The sequence below is a fragment of the Streptomyces sp. NPDC005496 genome (assembly GCF_042872045.1).
In the GTDB taxonomy this organism is placed as follows: domain Bacteria; phylum Actinomycetota; class Actinomycetes; order Streptomycetales; family Streptomycetaceae; genus Streptomyces.
In genome coordinates, this window is record NZ_JBIAJQ010000005.1 from 180613 (window position 1) to 196357 (window position 15745).

13 protein-coding genes are annotated in these 15745 nt (G+C 73.1%); 2 read left to right on the forward strand and 11 right to left on the reverse strand.

The genetic code is table 11. The features are described from left to right. Positions 1-234 precede the first annotated feature (234 nt). Positions 235-2064: a prolyl oligopeptidase family serine peptidase gene (locus ACFYQQ_RS16845; RefSeq protein ID WP_355781801.1), complete on the reverse strand. Its 1830-nt coding sequence runs from the start codon at positions 2062-2064 to the stop codon at positions 235-237. Positions 2065-2252: 188 nt separating this feature from the next. Here ACFYQQ_RS16845 and ACFYQQ_RS16850 point away from each other — a divergent pair, with 188 nt between their 5' ends. Further along, a complete protein-coding gene (locus ACFYQQ_RS16850; RefSeq protein ID WP_356163796.1) occupies positions 2253-3065 on the forward strand; it encodes an SURF1 family protein in 813 nt (270 codons plus the stop codon). Here ACFYQQ_RS16850 and ACFYQQ_RS16855 read toward each other — a convergent pair. The 7 genes from ACFYQQ_RS16855 to ACFYQQ_RS16885 all read right to left on the reverse strand — a co-directional run bounded on the left by ACFYQQ_RS16855 (position 3035) and on the right by ACFYQQ_RS16885 (position 9441). Beyond that, positions 3035-4102 carry a hypothetical protein gene (locus tag ACFYQQ_RS16855; protein WP_355783994.1) on the reverse strand — a complete coding sequence of 356 codons (1068 nt, stop codon included), beginning with the start codon at positions 4100-4102 and terminating at the stop codon, positions 3035-3037. The genes ACFYQQ_RS16850 and ACFYQQ_RS16855 overlap by 31 nt on opposite strands. Continuing rightward, complete coding sequence (locus ACFYQQ_RS16860) at positions 4099-4674, reverse strand: SigE family RNA polymerase sigma factor (RefSeq protein WP_355784016.1); 576 nt, start codon at positions 4672-4674, stop codon at positions 4099-4101. The genes ACFYQQ_RS16855 and ACFYQQ_RS16860 overlap by 4 nt, the downstream gene beginning before the upstream one ends. Positions 4675-5118: 444 nt before the next feature. Then, the gene (locus ACFYQQ_RS16865) at positions 5119-6195 is read right to left on the reverse strand and encodes an aspartate-semialdehyde dehydrogenase (RefSeq protein ID WP_355783997.1); all 1077 of its coding nucleotides are present in this window, start codon (positions 6193-6195) and stop codon (positions 5119-5121) included. Further along, on the reverse strand, positions 6195-7469 hold the full coding sequence (locus ACFYQQ_RS16870; protein ID WP_355784000.1) for an aspartate kinase: 1275 nt from the start codon (positions 7467-7469) through the stop codon (positions 6195-6197). The genes ACFYQQ_RS16865 and ACFYQQ_RS16870 overlap by 1 nt, the downstream gene beginning before the upstream one ends. 249 nt (positions 7470-7718) lie before the next feature. Continuing rightward, positions 7719-8378, reverse strand: coding sequence for a DUF5063 domain-containing protein (locus tag ACFYQQ_RS16875; RefSeq protein WP_355784003.1), 660 nt, complete (start codon positions 8376-8378; stop codon positions 7719-7721). Beyond that, complete coding sequence (gene recR, locus ACFYQQ_RS16880) at positions 8371-8970, reverse strand: recombination mediator RecR (RefSeq protein WP_351419838.1); 600 nt, start codon at positions 8968-8970, stop codon at positions 8371-8373. Before recR ends, ACFYQQ_RS16875 begins: the two co-directional genes overlap by 8 nt. 123 nt (positions 8971-9093) lie before the next feature. Continuing rightward, positions 9094-9441 carry a YbaB/EbfC family nucleoid-associated protein gene (locus tag ACFYQQ_RS16885; RefSeq protein WP_355784007.1) on the reverse strand — a complete coding sequence of 116 codons (348 nt, stop codon included), beginning with the start codon at positions 9439-9441 and terminating at the stop codon, positions 9094-9096. Between the two features lie 268 nt (positions 9442-9709). Between ACFYQQ_RS16885 and ACFYQQ_RS16890 the strand changes: the two genes are divergently transcribed. Beyond that, complete coding sequence (locus tag ACFYQQ_RS16890) at positions 9710-10450, forward strand: SLATT domain-containing protein (protein ID WP_355784010.1); 741 nt, start codon at positions 9710-9712, stop codon at positions 10448-10450. Positions 10451-10518: 68 nt separating this feature from the next. Here ACFYQQ_RS16890 and ACFYQQ_RS16895 read toward each other — a convergent pair whose 3' ends face one another. The 3 genes from ACFYQQ_RS16895 to ACFYQQ_RS16905 all read right to left on the reverse strand — a co-directional run bounded on the left by ACFYQQ_RS16895 (position 10519) and on the right by ACFYQQ_RS16905 (position 15674). Then, positions 10519-11919 (reverse strand): M20/M25/M40 family metallo-hydrolase, encoded by a 1401-nt coding sequence (locus tag ACFYQQ_RS16895; protein WP_356238028.1) that lies wholly within the window; start codon positions 11917-11919, stop codon positions 10519-10521. Positions 11920-12013: 94 nt separating this feature from the next. Beyond that, on the reverse strand, positions 12014-13546 hold the full coding sequence (locus ACFYQQ_RS16900) for a substrate-binding domain-containing protein (RefSeq protein ID WP_388904808.1): 1533 nt from the start codon (positions 13544-13546) through the stop codon (positions 12014-12016). A gap of 151 nt (positions 13547-13697) precedes the next feature. Beyond that, a complete protein-coding gene (locus ACFYQQ_RS16905; protein ID WP_388904809.1) occupies positions 13698-15674 on the reverse strand; it encodes a protein kinase in 1977 nt (658 codons plus the stop codon). Positions 15675-15745 lie beyond the last annotated feature (71 nt).

Sequence of the window (15745 nt, forward strand, 5' to 3'; positions counted from 1 at the left end):
AGGCCCTTCCCGCGCCGACGCGGGACTCCGAGCGGTGCACGTCGCCGAGTTCGCCCTCGTCCACGAGCTCGCGCCCGGAGCCATGCCCGGAACCGGCCCGGCCCCCGGGGACCGAAACCCCCGCCGCCCCCGGGGAACGTATGTCCCCGTGGAGGTCCGCCCCGGGGAACGTACGTCCCGTCGGGGTCCGCCCCGGGGAACGTACGTCCCGTCGGGGTCCGCCCCACCGGCCCCCTAACCCCCCAGATGCCGTGCCGCGAAGTCCAGTTCCAGGCGTACCTGCTTGATGCGCTCGTCCACGACCAGTGACCCGTGGCCCGCGTCGTAGCGGTAGACCTCGTGGACGGCGTCGCGGGCGGCGAGCCGGGCGACGTAGTTGTCGACCTGGCGGATGGGGCAGCGCGGGTCGTTGACCCCGGCGGAGATGTAGACGGGGACCTTGACCGCGTCGACGTAGGTCAGCGGGGACGACGCCTCGAAGCGCTCCGGGACCTCCTCGGGGGTGCCGCCGAGCAGCGTGCGGTCCATGGCCTTCAGCGCCTCCATCTCGTCGTGGTACGCCGTCACGTAGTCGGCGACCGGGACGGCGGCGATGCCGAGGGCCCAGGCGTCCGGCTGCGTACCCAGGCCGAGCAGGGTCAGGTAGCCGCCCCAGGAACCGCCCGTGAGCACGAGCCGGGAGGGGTCCGCGAGGCCGGAGGTGACCGCCCATTCGCGGACGGCGGCGATGTCCTCCAGCTCGATCAGGCCGACGCGGTGCTTGAGGGCGTCCGTCCACTCGCGCCCGTAACCCGTGGAACCGCGGTAGTTGACGCGCACCACCGCGTACCCGTGGTCCACCCAGGCCGCCGGGCCCGCCGCGAAGGAGTCGCTGTCGTGCCAGGTCGGGCCACCGTGGATGTCGAAGACCGTGGGCAGCGGGCCGCTCACCCCGGCCGGCTTCTGGACCAGGGCGTGGATGCGGCCGCCGGGGCCGTCCACCCAGACGTCCTCCACCGGCACGGAGCCCGGGGACCTCATGCCGGGCGGGTCCAGGACGACGTCCCCCGTGGTCGAGCGCACCGCCGAGGGCTCGGCCGCGGACGACCACAGGTACTCCACGGTGCCGTCGGGACGGGCGGTCGCGCCGGACACCGTGCCGGGAGGCGTGGGCACCCGGGTCAGCTCGCCGGTCGCCGTCTCGTACCTCCACAGCTCGCTGCGGGCCTCGAAGCTGTGCGAGACGAGGAGCGCGGAGCCGTCCGGGTACCACTCGGCGCCCACGTCACCGGGCAGGTCCAGCGCCAGGTCCGTCTGCTCGCCGGTCGACACGTCCCACACCAGGGGCTCCCAGCGTCCGCGCCGCTGGTGCCCGATGAGCAGCCGCGTGTCCCCGTCCACCGGGGCGAAGCCGAGCACCTCCAGACCCAGCTCGACCGTGCCGCCCTCGGTGTCGTCGAGCTCGGCGACCTGCGAGCCGTCGGGACGCAGCACCCGCAGCGCCGAGTGCATCGCGTCACCGTGCTCGGTGTGCTCGACGGCGATCAGGGAGCCGTCGTGCGAGAGGTCGCCGACGCCGGCGGACTCGCGGTGCCGGTAGATCTCGACGGGGTCCTCGCCGGTCCTGGCGAGGTGGATCGTCGAGCCGTCCTCGTCCGTGGAGCGGCCCACGACCGCCGTACGCCCGTCCCTGCCGATCGCCAGACCCGAGGGGTAGGACGGCTCCAGTCCCGGCACCGCGGGCTCGTCGGGGCCGCCGCCGAAGGGCTGGCGCCGCCAGACGCCGAACTCGTCGCCGTCCTTGTCGTCGAACCACCAGATCCACTCGCCGTCCGGGGAGAGCACGCCGTCCGTCGTGCCGTTCGGCCGGTCGGTGACCTGGCGCTGCTCACCCGTGCCGCGGTCCCACGCGTACAGCTCGTACGTCCCCGTCGCGTTCGAGACGAACAGCGCGCGGTGCGGGGCGTCCTCCGCCCAGTCCGGCAGGGACACCCGCGGCGCCCGGAAACGCTTCTCCCAGTCGGGCATCGCCGCGCCGGTCTGCGCGCTCCCGTGCTCCTGCGTGGTCCCGTTGCTCTCAGTCATGGCCCCATAGTGCCTGGCCCGGCCGACATCGCGCCGAGGAGGTCCTCAGCCTGTGGAAAACTCCGCGCCGGTCCGGCCCTGACGGGCGCCGGGAGTCCTCGGCGACCCCTCACGGCACCCGGTCGGGAGGGCCCGGCGGAGCGACCCCGCGGCCCTGCTCCGCCCGGCGGCCCCGTACCGTGGACGGCGTGTACCGGTTTCTGCTGACGCCCCGCTGGTGGGGGATCAACGTCTTCGTGCTGTTGGCCATCCCCTTCTGCGTCTTCATGGGGTCATGGCAGCTGGGCCGGTTCGAGGACCGGGTGCAGGACCACCGGACGGCGACCGAGCAGGCCGCGTCCGCCGAGAAGCAGGCCGCACGCCCGCTGGACGAGCTGCTGCCCGTGGACCGCAGCACCTCCGGCGCCACCGCCACCGCCACCGGCCGCTACGGCAGGCAGCTGCTCGTGCCGGGCCGCGAACTGGACGGCAGGCGCGGCTACTACGTGCTGACGCTGCTGCGGACCGACGGCGGCAAGGCGCTGCCCGTGGTGCGGGGCTGGCTGCCCGGCGAGGCGGACCCGGCCAAGGCGCCCGCCGCGCCCGCCGGCGAGGTCACCGTGACCGGTGCCCTCCAGGCGTCCGAGAGCCCCGGGTCGAACGGGGTGAGCGCCGCGGGCGGCCTGCCCGCCGGCCAGACCGGCGCCATCAGCACCGCGTCCCTGGTGAACCTCGTGCCGTACGACGTGTACGACGCGTGGATCACCCTCGACCGGGCGGACGGCGGGATGCGGGCGGTGCCCGCGACGGCCCCCCAGGGCACGGGCCTGGACCTGAAGGCGTTCCAGAACCTCGGCTACACCGGTGAGTGGTTCGTCTTCGCCGGCTTCGTCGTCTTCATGTGGTTCCGGCTGCTGCGCCGGGAGGCGGAGTTCGCCCGGGACGCGGAGCTGGGCCTGGTCCCGGACGAGGAGTCCGCCCCCCGGAGCGCTCAGGAACCGGCCAGCAGCCCGGTCCAGTAGACCGTCCCCGAGCAGGCGTTGGCCACCACGGTGGAGGCCGACGGGGCCCCGCCCGACGCGGTATACCCGACCGCGACGCTGCCGTCCACGGTGTCCTCCCTGACCAGCTGTGTTGAGACGCCGGAGTCGGTGGAGGTGCCGCCGCCGCTGTCGCCCGTGCCGCCCGAGGGCGTCGGGTCCGGCGAGGGGTCGCCGCCGCCGGCGGGCGGACACGTCTGCGAGGGCACCCAGGCGAACTTCACCACGTACGAGGTGCCCGGCTTGAGCAGCAGGGCGGCCTGTTCCTGGGAGGGGTCGGGCAGTCCGGAGGCCGCGTCGCCCGCGACGTGCCGCACCGCCGTGACCTTGCCCGGGTCCGCGGCGCCGAGCGCGGAGGCGCCCACGGTGCCGGGCCCGGTGACGGTGCAGGGAACACCGGAGACGTTGGAGACGGAGAACGAGCCGTAGACCACGCCGGTGGAGTCCGGGGAGCCCGCCGATCCGTTGGCGCCGAGCTGGGCGGCGGTGCAGGGCGCGTCGCCCACGACCGGGGCGCTCGGGTCGGCGCCGCTCGTGGCACCCGCGCCCGCCTTGCCCTTGTCCTGCTTGCCCTTGCCCTGCTTGTTTTTGTCCTTGGAGGTGCCCGCGGAGCCGCCCGAGCCGCCGCTGCCGCTGTCCTGTCCCTTGCTCTGGCCGACGCCCCCCTGCGTCTCCTGGGAGTTGCCCACGACGGACGGGTTGGCGTTCGAGCCGTTGGAGTTCGAGACGTGCACCAGGGCCGGGACGGCGGTGCCGATGAAGAGTGCGGCGGCCGCCATGCCCACCACGGCCTGGCGCTTGCGGGCGCGCCGGGCCGGCACCGCCCGGCGCAGGTGGTCCAGGGTGCCGTCGGTCGGTTCGATCTCCTCCACGGCGCTGTGCAGCAGCCTGCGCAGCGCCAGCTCGTCGGAGCCGAGCCCTTCGGGGCCCTGTTCTTCGGGGCCGTAGTTCACAGTTCCGTTCCCAGCGTGCGAGTGGTCGTGGTCGTGCTCGGGGCGCCGTTCGTCGTGCCTGCTCATGCCGGTGCCTCCATGGCGACGCGCAGCGCCGCGATGCCGCGGGAGCCGTACGCCTTGACGGACCCCAGCGATATCCCCAGCGTGTCGGCGACCTGGGCCTCGGTCATGTCCGCGAAGTAGCGCAGCACCAGCACCTCGCGCTGCCTCCGCTGGAGGCCCTTCATCGCCTTGATCAGGGCGTCCCGCTCCAGCTGGTCGTACGCACCCTCCTCGGCGCTCGCCATGTCCGGCATCGGCTTGGAGAGCAGCTTCAGACCGAGGATGCGCCTGCGCAGCGCGGACCGCGAGAGGTTCACGACGGTCTGGCGCAGGTAGGCGAGCGTCTTCTCGGGGTCCCGGACGCGCTTGCGCGCCGAGTGCACCCGGATGAAGGCCTCCTGAACGACGTCCTCGCAGGACGCGGTGTCGTCGAGCAGGAGCGCCGCCAGACCCAGCAGCGAGCGGTAGTGCGCGCGATAGGTCTCGGTCAGATGGTCGACGGTGGTGCCCGCCGCCGTGCTGTCCTCAGCGCCGTCGCGCTGGTTCGGTATGCGGGCCGGCCGCGCTGCGGGCATGGGGGCGATCACCGGCATGCCGCCGGGCGCGCCGGGGCTGCGGGGTCGGCGGGGTGGACGCAGGGCGGTGCCCCTCGTCTGTACCGCGGTGAAATCGAGTACCTCTGCCACGCCAGTTGGACACGTCTGCCCCCGTCAGGGTTGTACGCGTCAGGCATCGCATTTGCGTCAGGCACCCCGTTTGACGTGGAGTCAAATGCCCTCATGCGTACCAGCTCTTCCCTTGTGCCCCGTTTGCCGTGAAGTTCGGACGCCCCCGAAGTGCGTCCGCAAAGACGCTCCCCGCCCTCCGCGCGGTTGCGGAGGACGGGGAGAAGAATCTTCGGACGCCGAGGCCGTGCGATTCAAGTGGTCCGGACCATTTACCGGGACACAGTTCCGGCACAACCTCCAGAGATCCTACAAACGAATCCGCCGAGGACCCCCGGGTTTTCCGGCCGGGGGCCCTCCGGGGCGCAGAACCTACGCGCCGGAGATCTCCGCCGCCACGAGCTCGGCGATCTGCGCGGTGTTCAGCGCGGCGCCCTTGCGCAGGTTGTCGCCGCAGACGAACAGTTCGAGCGCGGTGGGATCGTCGAGCGCACGGCGCACCCGTCCGACCCAGGTCGGGTCGGTGCCCACAACGTCGGCGGGGGTGGGAAACTCCCCGGCGGCCGGGTTGTCGAAGAGGACGACCCCGGGGGCGGTGGCGAGGATCTCGCGGGCCTTGTCGACGGTGACCTCGCCCTCGAAGCGGGCGTGGACGGTCAGCGAGTGCGTGGTCACGACGGGGACGCGTACGCACGTCACGGCGACCCTCAGCGCCGGCAGGCCGAGGATCTTGCGGGACTCGTTGCGGACCTTCATCTCCTCGGAGGACCAGCCGTCGTCCGCGAGCGTCCCGGCCCACGGCACCACGTTCAGGGCCACCGGCTCGGGGAACGGCCCGGTGTTGTCCCCGACGGCCCGCCGCACGTCGCCCGGCTTGGTCCCGAGGTCCGTGCCCGCGACCAGCGCGAGCTGCTGGCGGAGCGTGTCCACCCCGGACCGCCCGGCGCCGCTCACCGCCTGGTAGCTGGAGACGACCAGCTCGCGCAGGCCGAACTCGGCGTGCAGCGCGCCCAGGGCGACGATCATGGAGAGGGTCGTGCAGTTCGGGCTGGCGATGATCCCGCGGGGCCGCATCCGCACCGTGTGCGGATTGACCTCGGGCACCACGAGGGGCACGTCGGGGTCCATCCGGAAGGCACCGGAGTTGTCGACCACGATCACGCCCTTGGCCGCGGCGAGAGGCGCCCACCGGGCCGACACCTCGTCGGGCACGTCGAACATGGCGACGTCGACGCCGTCGAAGGCGTCCTCGGTGAGCGCGACGACCTCGACCTCCTCGCCGCGCACGGCCAGCTTGCGGCCGGCCGAGCGCGGGGAGGCGATCAGGCGGATCTCGCCCCAGATGTCCGCGTGCTGGGACAGGATCTGGAGCATGACGGTTCCGACGGAGCCGGTCGCACCCACGACCGCGAGCGTCGGCCGCCCGCTCCGCGACCCTGACGGGGACATCAGCGGCCCGTGCCTCCGTAGACGACGGCCTCGTCGCTGTCGGAGTCGAGACCGAACGCGGTGTGCACGGCGCGCACGGCCTCGTTCACGTCGTCGGCGCGGGTGACCACGGAGATGCGGATCTCGGAGGTGGAGATCAGCTCGATGTTCACCCCGGCGTCGCTGAGCGCCTCGAAGAAGCCGGCCGTGACGCCCGGGTTCGTCTTCATACCGGCGCCGACCAGCGAGATCTTGCCGATCTGGTCGTCGTAGCGCAGCGAGTCGAAGCCGATCTTCTGCTTGGCCTTCTCCAGCGCGTCGATGGCCTTGCGGCCCTCGGTCTTGGGAAGGGTGAACGAGATGTCCGTCAGACCGGTGGAGGCGGCGGACACGTTCTGCACGACCATGTCGATGTTGATCTCGGCGTCGGCGATCGCGCGGAAGATCGAGGCGGCCTCGCCGGGCTTGTCCGGGACGCCGACGACCGTGACCTTGGCCTCGGAGGTGTCGTGAGCGACACCGGAGATGATGGCCTGCTCCACCTTCTGGTCCCCTTGCTTCGGCTCGTTGCTGACCCAGGTGCCCTGCAGTCCGGAGAAGGACGAGCGCACGTGGATCGGGATGTTGTAGCGGCGGGCGTACTCCACGCAGCGGTGGAGCAGCACCTTGGAGCCGGAGGCGGCGAGCTCCAGCATGTCCTCGAAGGAGATCCAGTCGATCTTCCTCGCCTTCTTCACCACCCGCGGATCGGCGGTGAAGACGCCGTCCACGTCGGTGTAGATCTCGCAGACCTCGGCGTCCAGCGCCGCGGCGAGCGCGACGGCGGTCGTGTCCGAGCCGCCTCGGCCGAGGGTGGTGATGTCCTTCTTGTCCTGCGAGACGCCCTGGAAGCCGGCGACGATGGCGATGTTGCCCTCGTCGAGCGCCGTCCTGATGCGGCCCGGCGTGACGTCGATGATCCGCGCTTTGTTGTGGACCGAGTCGGTGATGACACCCGCCTGGCTGCCCGTGAACGACTGGGCGCTGTGGCCCAGGTTTTTGATCGCCATCGCCAGCAGGGCCATGGAGATCCGCTCTCCGGCGGTCAGCAGCATGTCGAACTCTCGTCCGCTGGGCATCGGAGATACCTGCTCGGCGAGATCGATCAGCTCGTCCGTCGTGTCGCCCATCGCGGAAACGACGACGACCACCTGGTGGCCGTTCTTCTTCGCTTCCACGATCCGCTTGGCGACGCGCTTGATGCCCTCGGCATCGGCTACGGAGGAGCCTCCGTACTTCTGCACGACAAGGCCCACGTGCGCTCCTCGCTCAATCCGTCTCTGCACCGCACAACTGCGGTCGGCTCAGTCTATCGAGCGGCCGGAATTCCCCTCCCCGGTATCGCATGGTGAGATGTCCCGCTCACCACATGATCACCGGACCGGGGTCCCGGCCGCTCCAGGACGGCACCTGCCCGAAGCCGGGCGGGTCACTCGGAAAGTGCGCCGTGTCACAGAGCGGCCGGTGCGGGCCGTGAGCGCCTGGTAGGCGCCCGGCCCGGGACGTCACTTGACCTCGCGCAGCCCCAGCGGTCCCGCGATCTCCTCGGCCATGACCCGGCCCGCCTCCTCGGCGAGCGCGTCCTCGCTGAGGTCCTGGTCGGTGTCGAGCCCGTCCAGCTCCTGCAGGGGCTGGTTCAGCCGCACGTGGGCGACCAGCGACTGCAGCGCGCGCAGCGTCGCCGACGCGGTGGAGCCCCAGTTGGAGAAGTAGGAGAACTGCCACCACCAGAGCGCCTCGGTGGTGCGGCCGGCGCGGTAGTGGGCCATGCCGTGCCGCAGGTCGGCCATCACGTCGGCCAGGTCGTCGGAGATGCGCGCCGGGACCGGGGCCTTGCGGGGCTCGTACGGGTCGAAGACCTCGGAGTAGACGTCGACCGGGTCGAGCATGGCGGCGAGGCGCAGGCGCAGGTCGTCCACGTCCGGCTCCGGGCCCATGTCCGGCTCGTAGCGCTCGTCGGGGAGGATGTCCTCGTGGGCGCCGAGGCGGCCGCCGGCCAGCAGCAGCTGGGAGACCTCGAGCAGCAGGAAGGGCACGGCCGAGTCCGGCTCGTCGCCCTTGGCGACCTCGGTCACGGCGACGAGGAAGCTCTCGATCTGGTCCGCGATCTGGACCGCGAAGTCGCCGGGATCGGGTGTCGTCGCGTGCAGCGTGGCGTCAGACATCTAGGAGTCGTCTCCCCTCGAAGGCGCGGCCGAGCGTGACCTCGTCCGCGTATTCCAGGTCGCCACCCACCGGGAGGCCGCTGGCCAGGCGGGTGACCTTGAGGCCCATGGGCTTGATCATGCGGGCGAGATACGTGGCCGTGGCCTCGCCCTCCAGGTTCGGGTCCGTGGCCAGGATCAGCTCGGTGACCGTGCCGTCGGCCAGCCTGGCCAGCAGCTCCCTTATCCGCAGGTCGTCCGGGCCGACGCCCTCGATCGGGCTGATCGCGCCGCCGAGGACGTGGTACTTGCCCCGGAACTCACGCGTGCGCTCGATCGCGACGACGTCCTTCGGCTCCTCGACCACGCAGATGACCGTCAGGTCGCGGCGCGGGTCGCGGCAGATGTTGCACAGCTCCTCCTGCGCGACGTTGCCGCAGGTGGCGCAGAAGCGGACCTTGGCCTTGACCTCCATGAGGCACTGCGCGAGCCGGCGGACGTCCGTCGGCTCGGCCTGGAGGATGTGGAAGGCGATCCGCTGCGCGCTCTTGGGACCGACGCCGGGCAGCCGCCCGAGCTCGTCGATGAGGTCCTGGACCACGCCTTCGTACAACGGACTGCCTCTCCTGTGCTTCGTCGGTACGCATCAGTGTCCTGGTACGTACGGTAGTTGGCCGCCGCCGGTCTCCGAAAGGCGGGCCGGGCCCCGAACCGGCGGCTCCGGCCCCGCCCCGCGTCAGAAGGGCAGACCGGGGATGCCGCTGCCGCCGCCACCGAGACCCTGGGCGAGCGGGCCGAGCTTCTGCTGCTGGAGCGTCTGCGCGTTCTCGTTGGCCGCCTGGACGGCCGCGACGACCAGGTCCGCGAGGGTGTCGGTGTCCTCGGGGTCCACCGCCTTCGGGTCGATCTTCAGGGCCTTGAGCTCGCCGGAGCCCGTCACCGTCGCCTTCACCAGACCGCCGCCCGCCTGGCCTTCGACCTCGGTGCGCGCCAGTTCCTCCTGCGCGGTCGCGAGGTCCTGCTGCATCTTCTGGGCCTGCTGGAGCAGCTGCTGCATATTGGGCTGGCCACCACCGGGAATCACGATCAGCTCCTGGTTTCGTACGGCTGTATGGGCGGGGGTTTCCCGTCCAGCACGAGCCTACGTGGTCGGGGGGTCGGCCGCCCAAGCACTCTTTCGAGTGAGGCGACCCGGAAGCCTATACCTGATCAAGGCCCACTTCCGGGCGGAAAAGCGCTGAAACCCGGGCCATCGCCACCCATTGGGCGGTAGGAAAGGGGGCGGCGCTCCAGCACCAGCCGTCACAGGCGTCGAGCAGCCGTCACGCAACGTCATGAGTAGGGAGTGCCGGGTGAGCCAGCCGGAGATGCAGCCCGAGGGGCCGCCCCGGGACGACCGTGGCGAGGGCGCCGCGGGTCCCCGGCCGGGCGACTTCACCGGACGGCCGTTTCCGCTGGGCGACTGGGGAGAGCCCGCCGAGCGCCTGCACGAGCTGTACCGCTGGGTGGAGCAGGGCGCGCTGGACACGGCGTCCTGGTATCTCGCGGACCGCGTGTGGAAGCGGCGCGGGGCGCGGGCGCTGCGGTCCGGCGCGGCGGCGGGGGCCGTCACCGGTGCGGCGCTGCCGCTGCTCGACCTCACCGGGGTGGTGGCCGGGGTCGCCTCCTGGGGGTGCCTGGCGCTGCTGCTCGCGGTGGCGTGCGTGGCCGGCGACCGGTTCTTCGGGGTGACCTCGGGGTGGATAAGGGACGTGGCCACCGCGCAGGCCGTGCAGCGCAGGCTCCAGGTGCTCCAGTTCGACTGGGCGTCCGAGAGCGTGCGCGAGGTGCTGGGCCCGGCCGAGGGGACGGCCGGGGACGCCGCCGACCGGTGCCTCGGGGTGCTGCGCCGGTTCTGCGAGGACGTGACCGAGCTGGTGCGGGCGGAGACGGCGGACTGGATGGTGGAGTTCCGGACGGGTTCGGCGCCGCTGGGGATGCAGACGTCCGTGGCGGGGGCGCCCCGGGTGGACGGGACGCCGCCGAGCCGGTTCCCGCTGCCGCCGGGCGCCCGCCCGAACATGCCCCGCCAGCGCCCGCCGGAGCCGCGGTGACGCCCTGCCCGCCCGGCTCGGTGCCGCCCGGAGCCGCGGGGACGCCCTGCCCGCCCGGTTGCCGTCGGCTACGGCGCCGGGTCCGGGAAGGCCACCGGGCTCCTGAGGCCGGCCCGGTTCACCGCGCGGACGCCGAAGAAGACGTTGTCCTTGGACAGGCCGACCTCGTGCGAGGTCACGTCGCCCACCTCGATCACGTGGGTCCACTCGGGCGCCGTGGTCTCGCGCCAGACGATCTCGTAGCCCGCGAGGTCGGGCTCCGTGCCCCGGGTCCAGGACAGCGTGGTCGTGTTGGTGAGGGCGGCGGTCGCGATCCGGCCCCCGCGCGGGGTGCCCGGGGCCTGGGCGAGGGTCCACAGCGCCGCCGCGTTCACCTTCGCGACCCGGGCGACGAACCCGAAGTCGCAGAACTCCGGCAGGTCCCCGTACCGCGTGCCGTCCTCGCCGACGCGCACGTCCTGGTGCTGGTGGGCGAAGTCCTCGGCCGGCTCCGTGAAGCGGGCGGCCGGGTACGCGCGCTCCAGGAAGGGGATGTGGTCGCCGCCCCGGCGGTAGCGGTCGCGCCGGTGGACGACGCGGACGTGCATGCCGGTCGCGTCGTTGTCGGCCGTGTCCCGCACGAAGCGGGCCAGCTGCCGGGCCGGTGAGTCGTTCTCGCCGCCCACCGAGCGGCGGACCGCGGCCTGTTCCGGGGTCTCCGAGCTCGGGACGCCCTCCGCGAACAGCCGGACCGTGTACGGGTCACGGGTGCCGTCGTCCGCCGTGGAGCTGCCGACGATGTCGTCGGTGAACATGCCCTGCACGTCCGCGCCGGCCGACCTGAACCGCTCCGCCATGTGCGTGGCGCCGTACAGGCCCTGCTCCTCCCCGGCGACCGCCGCGAAGACGATCGTCGCGGCCGGCCGGCGCCGTGCCATCACCCGGGCCAGTTCGAGGACGACCGCGACCCCCGAGGCGTCGTCGTCGGCGCCGGGAGCGTCCGAGGTGGCGTCCATGACGTCGGTGACGCGGGAGTCGTAGTGCCCCGACACGACGTAGATCCGCTCCGGCGTGACCGAGCCGCGCAGCGTCGCCACCACGTTCGTGATGCGGGTGGCCGTCGGGATGCGGCTCGCCGGCTCCTGGACGTACGACTGGAGTTCCACGGTCATCCGGCCGCCCGACACGGCCGCGTACGACCGCAGTTCGGCCAGCAGCCAGTCGCGGGCGGCGCCGATGCCGCGCACCGGGTCGTCCTGCACGGAGAGGGTGTGCCGGGTGCCGAAGGAGACCAGGGTGCGGACCGTCGCCTCGACGCGGTCGCGGTCGATCTCCCGCAGCAGCGCGCGCAGTTCGCGGGAGGGCGGCTGGGCGGTCGCGGGCGGGCGGGCGCCGTACCCGGTGCCGGCCGCGGTCTCCGGCGCCCCCAGCGCCGTCGCCCCCGCGCCGGCCGCCGTCGCGGTCAGGACCGATCTCCTGCTGGGCCGCATGGTGCCTCCCGGTACTGGCGCGCGGCGAGTGGAACGGGACCCTGCCAGAGTCGTGTACGCGACAAGCGGCGGGCAAGGGCGCGGACCGGCCGGGTCAGTCCTGGCCGCAGATCCGCAGCCCCACCGGCGTCCCGCACGGCAGATGACCGTGCGTGCGGATGACGTCCTGGCCGCCGCCGCGGCTGATGTAGTCCAGGAAACTGGAGGTCAGGGAGTCGGCGGGCGGACGGCCGTAGATGTAGGCGTACTCGATCTCGCGGTACGGGTAGTCGCCGATCCCGTGCTCCAGTTCCTCCACGGACGGGTCGTGGCCGTCGAGGGCGAGCCGGTGCAGTCCGTCGAAGCCGGTGGCGAGGTTCAGCTCGCTGTAGCCGATCGCGCCGGGCTGCCGGGCGACCGTGCTCAACACCTGCTCGGTGGAGTCGAGTTCGCAGCGCACCACCGGGGCCGAGGCGTCGTCCTTGTGGACGCAGTCGAGCGAGGAGTTGGCGATCTCGCCGCGCCCCAGCACCCGCCGCTGGAACACCTGCCGGGTACCGGAGTTGGCGTCGCGGCTGACCAGGACGACCGGCCGGTCCGGGCCGCCGAGCTGCTTCCAGTTCCTGATGTCCCCGCGGTAGACCCGGCGCACGTCGGCGCGGGACAGGCTCTTGATGGGGATGTCCTCGTGGACGACGAGCGTGAACACGGACACCGCGACGCGGCTCTCCCGCAGTTGGGGAAGTCCGCCCGGCTTGCGCCCGTCGGAGAGGGCGACCACGGCCGGGGAGCCGCCCTCGGACGCGGCACCCGCGGCCTCCAGCTCCCGCACCCCGGCCGTGCTGCCGTGCGCGTCCACCGTGATCTGCGAACCCGCGCAGTCCTTCTCGTACTTGCCGGCCAGCTCACGCATCACCGGCGCGAACGCGGTCGAACCGGTCACCGTCAGGGTGCCCCGCGCGCAGCCGATCGGGGGCGGGGTGTCGTCCCGGACGACGACGATCGCCGCGAGCGTCACCACGCACACCGTGAGCAGGACGGTGATCAGCCGGGCGGGACGGCTGAACAGCGGCGGCTTGTCGTCCGGCGTCGTACTGCGGTTGGGGCTCACCACGCCGTCCCGGATGCCGCCGATGAGCCGTATCGGGCATCCGACGTCGCCGCCCGACAGCAGCACCAGCAGCTTGAAGTGCTCGCCCCGGTTGAGCGGGACGCGCGGGATGCGCAGGGTGCCGTCCTCGTAGCTCAGGCCGGCGGCGGGGCTGAAGTGGCCCATCAGGTGCTCGGTGCCCGGCGGCTGGGTCACCGAGACGCCCCGGATGGTGCGGCCGGTGAACACCGCGGTGAGCCCGTGCCTTTCACGTCCGGTGTAGTCGTCGTCGGCGATGCTCCGGGAGCCGTCGTTCTCGATCCGCAGCAGCACGAGCGTCGCGTCGGCCATCCCCGGCGTCTCGTCGAACAGCCCGAGCCGTACGTTCACGATCCCCGAACGCACGTCGTCGCCGATCGGGTTGTCCATCTGGACGCGGTAGCCGATCCGTTTGCGCCGCGGCACCCGGCGCTCGTACCAGACCATCCCGGCCGACGCGGCGATGCCCACCACGGCGGTCGCCACCGCCACCACGTTCTCCGCGCTCAGCCACTCCACCTGGCCACTCCCCCGGGCCGCGCGGACCCCGAGCCGCGCGGTGCGGACACGGTACGGCCCGGACGGGGAACGGCCGGGGTACGGCAGATGAAGTTCGCCGCCGGTTCGCCCCGCCGGACAGGTGACCGCCCGAGGGGTGTGCCGGCCGGGGTCAGCCGCCCTTCGTGTACGTCAGTTCCTGGCCCGAGTCGGTGATCACCCGGCGCAGCCGCCCGTCCGGCAGGAGGGTGACCTCGGAGCTGCCGCCGGGCGAGCACGAGGACGCCGGTTCGCCGACGACGACCTCGGACGGGCCGATCTTCAGGGGACCGCCGTCGGTCGGGGTCTCGGCCAGGTCGGCCCGGAACACGCAGTGGTAGGTGCCGCTGCCGGCCGGGCCGTCCGCGGTGAGCGACAGGACGGTGTCGCCCGCCTTGCCCTGCTGGATCACCAGCCGCCGGGTGTTGTGGCCCGTGGCGTTGTCGATGCTGCCGTTCCAGGTGCCGAGGTACTTCTCCGGGATCCCGCCGTCCTTCGGCGCCTTGGTGGTCGGCGACTCCGACACGGGGTCCGGCGACCGCGTGGGGTCCGGGCCGGGAGTCGTCGGGGCGCCGGTCGTCGGCGTCGGCGCCTTGCCGTCGTCGTCGGTGCCGCCCTTCATCAGCGCGTACACGGAACCCCCCGCGCCGAGCGCCACCACCAGGGCGACCGCGACGAGCGCCGCCGTGGAACGCCCGCTGCGGCGCTCGGGCTCCGGCGCCCGCGGCGCGGCTCCGGGACCGTACGGCGGGGTCGCGCCGGGCCCGTACGCGGGGGCCGCGCCCGGACCGTACGGCGGGGTGGAGCCCTGGGCGTACCCGGCGGGCGGTCCGGCGCCCCAGCCGTTCTGCGGATACCCGTACGCGGAGGGCTGCGGGTGCTGCTGGGGATAGCCGTACCCGGGCGGGGCGGACGGCGGGGGCGCGATGCCGGGCCCGGAGACCATCGTCGGCAGATGGTCCAGCGGGGCCGGACCGCCCGGCGGGGGCGGGGTGGGACCGCCCGGCGCCTCGGGGACGGCGGCGTGCTCGGGGGGCACCTCGGGCGCGGGGCGCTGGACGGGGTCGGCGGAGCCGGGGGCCGGGGTGGCGCGGGGGTCCCGCGCGCCGGAGCCTTCCGGCGCCCCCGCGGTGCCCGCGGGCAGGGCGGGCAGGGCGGCCGGGGGCTGACCCGCCGCGCCGCCGGGCTCGTCCGGGTTCTCCGTGTCGAGCAACTGCACGGCGTGACGGCCGAGTTGGGCCACCAACGCACCCGGCAGCCACGGGTCGCGGGCCCGTCCGTCGGAGACGGTGTCCTCGGCCCCCGTCCGCTCCAGGATCCGGTCGAGGGTCGGCCGGGCCGCGGGGTCCTTGCGCAGGCAGTCCCGTACGAGCTCCGACAGGGCCTCCGGCACACCGGAGAGGTCGGGCTCCTCCTGCGCGATGCGGAACATCAGCGCGTGCACCCCGCTGTCGGTGCTGCCGAAGGGCTGGGCTCCCGTCGCGGCGTACGCGAGGACGGACCCGAGGCAGAAGACGTCGCACGCCGGGGTGATCCGGTCGCCGCGGACCTGCTCCGGCGCCATGAACCCGGGGGACCCGACGAGCGCGCCGGTCCTGGTGAGGCCGCCGTCGGTGACGGTCTCCAGGGCCCGGGCGATCCCGAAGTCGATGACCCGCGGCCCGTCGATCGTGACCAGCACGTTCGACGGTTTGAGGTCCCGGTGGATCAGCCCGGCGGCGTGGATGTCCTGGAGGGCGTGTGCGAGTCCGGCGGCGAGGATGCGCACGGACCGCTCGGGGAGCGGGCCGTGGTCCTGGCCCACGACGGTCTGCAGCGTGGGCCCCGCGACATAGCCGGTGGCCACCCACGGGATGGCCGCCTCGGTGTCCGCGTCCAGCACCGGCGCCGTCCAGTACCCGCCGACGCGTCCGGCCGCCTGCACCTCCTGCCGGAAGCGGGCCCGGAACTCCTCCTGCTCCGCGAGCTCCTGGCGTACGAGCTTCACGGCGACCGTGCGGCCCCGGCCCGACCGGGCGAGATACACCTGGCCCATCCCGCCTGCCCCGAGCCGCGCGAGCAGCCGGTAGCCCCCGATCCGCTGCGGCTCCCCAGCCCCCAGCTTCTCCATCGCCGCGCCGCCTTCCCCCGTACGTGAGCAACAGCCCGAGGATAATGCGCGGGTACGGGGTCAGGGGCGAG